The organism is Microcoleus sp. B4-C1, from assembly GCF_036705285.1.
In the GTDB taxonomy this organism is placed as follows: Bacteria; Cyanobacteriota; Cyanobacteriia; order Cyanobacteriales; family Microcoleaceae; genus Microcoleus.
On the sequence record NZ_JAUBUC010000212.1, the window covers coordinates 1 to 1638 of the forward strand.

At 38.6% G+C, this 1638-nt stretch carries 1 protein-coding gene and 1 pseudogene; one reads left to right on the plus strand and one right to left on the minus strand.

Features of this window, described 5'->3' with window-relative positions:
• A partial coding sequence (locus QUB26_RS31700; protein ID WP_333321278.1) for a hypothetical protein occupies nt 1-205 on the plus strand: 205 nt, incomplete at its 5' end.
• A 146-nt stretch (nt 206-351) separates the two neighbouring features.
• Here QUB26_RS31700 and QUB26_RS31705 read toward each other — a convergent pair.
• Nucleotides 352-1498, minus strand: a pseudogene (locus QUB26_RS31705) (IS4 family transposase).
• Between the last annotated feature and the right edge of the window lie 140 nt (nt 1499-1638).

Here is a 1638-nt window from a genome sequence, read left to right on the forward strand (position 1 = left end):
CATATTTTTTGGCAATTTTACTAGCTTTTCCATTTTAACCCTTTTGCGACATATTCGCCAAAGTGAGATGCACCCAAGTGTAGCAGAGGCTTCCGGAGTATTTGCGCGAGTCAATGCCACGGCGCAAACTACACCACTCTCTAAATCTTTGAGGATGTGGCGTTTATATCCCAATACGGTTTACTTAAGGGTTAGGAGGCTTTAAAATATTAAAAATAGGAGAATTAATTTTTATTCCAGTACCTCTGTGTTTAACTTTTTTGGATTTAAATTTTGAAACAGGTTTTTTCACAACTCTTGGGTTATTTCTCTCAACTCTTTGTGGCAAAGTCGCATCAAGAATCTCCAAATTCAACCAAGTAAAAAAAAGGGGATTTCTTGTGCTTCTAGTCGCTGGAATTTTGGGACAGCGCGACGAATAACTCGTAATGTACCCGTGAAAGAGATACTTAATGGGGAAATTTCTGCACTATGCGCTGTTTGACAAATTAATGACCGGACAGCCCAATGTCCTAATAATAGGCCATAAATTTCTTGTACTACTTCTCTTGGTCTTTGAGAGCGAACATGAGTTTTTCTTTCCCCGATATGTACTTTGAATTCATCAATTGTATTTTCCACTTCCCAACGTTGATGATATTCGGCCGCCAATAACTTTGCCGGAAATCTTTGAGGGTCTAATAAACTTGTAATTAAACGATACTTAATTTCTGCTGTTGGGTCATTTAAGTTTTCAATCGTGTACTCAATTACTCTGATTTGGATTGGTTTAAATCCTTTTTTCCTGAATTGGCCTGGGGGATTAATAAAACTTAAGTAAGAACCATCTTCTAGCTGTGTTTCGTTGAGGAATTTAACATTTGATGGAATTCTTCCTAAATAGCCACAACCCTTGCTGAGCGTGGTCCATACCATCGCATACGAATGCAAACCTCTATCCCACATTAGCAACATTTCTTTAGTAACTGACCGCAATAATCTTAACGCTCTGACTCTTTCTCCCATCTTATATGGACATATTAAGGCATCAAATATTAAGTGTGTTCCTGCTTCTACTAAAATAACTAATCTAGCTTTTGGAAAAGCAGCTCTTGTACCTGGACGGCTACCTGGACGACCAAAAACTCTAGCATTTTCATCACTGTCTGGGATGTCACTCGCAGGTTCCATCTATTGCTACAACTCTCAATCCATTCAGAAAAGCTCCTACTGTTTCAGTTGTAGCCATTGGTCGTACCAACTGATTAAATAGCTGGCTCATTACAGAAGGCCCTAATCTTTTTCTGGCTTTAGTAATAGCTGCCTTGCAGGGAGTTTTCCAGAATTTACCAGTTTTCAACCAGACTTCATTAAGTCCATCAATCAGATTCTTTAGTACGTCCCGCATTGAGTCTTTTGACCATAAGCTCATTGCTACGATCAAACATACTACCAGTTGTGATGGTAGCGCACGATGCCGTTTTTCTTTTGCTTTTGTTTTCAGGATAGCCGCTTCTATTTCTGTTGATGGAATCGCTCTCTCTATTGCTTTGAATACCTCGCTACTTTTGAGCTTGGGAGATTCTAAGCTGTTGTGCCTTTAAATAGGGTATAATAAAAAATTAGTTTAGTCAATTTATACAAAAATGCCAGCTAAAA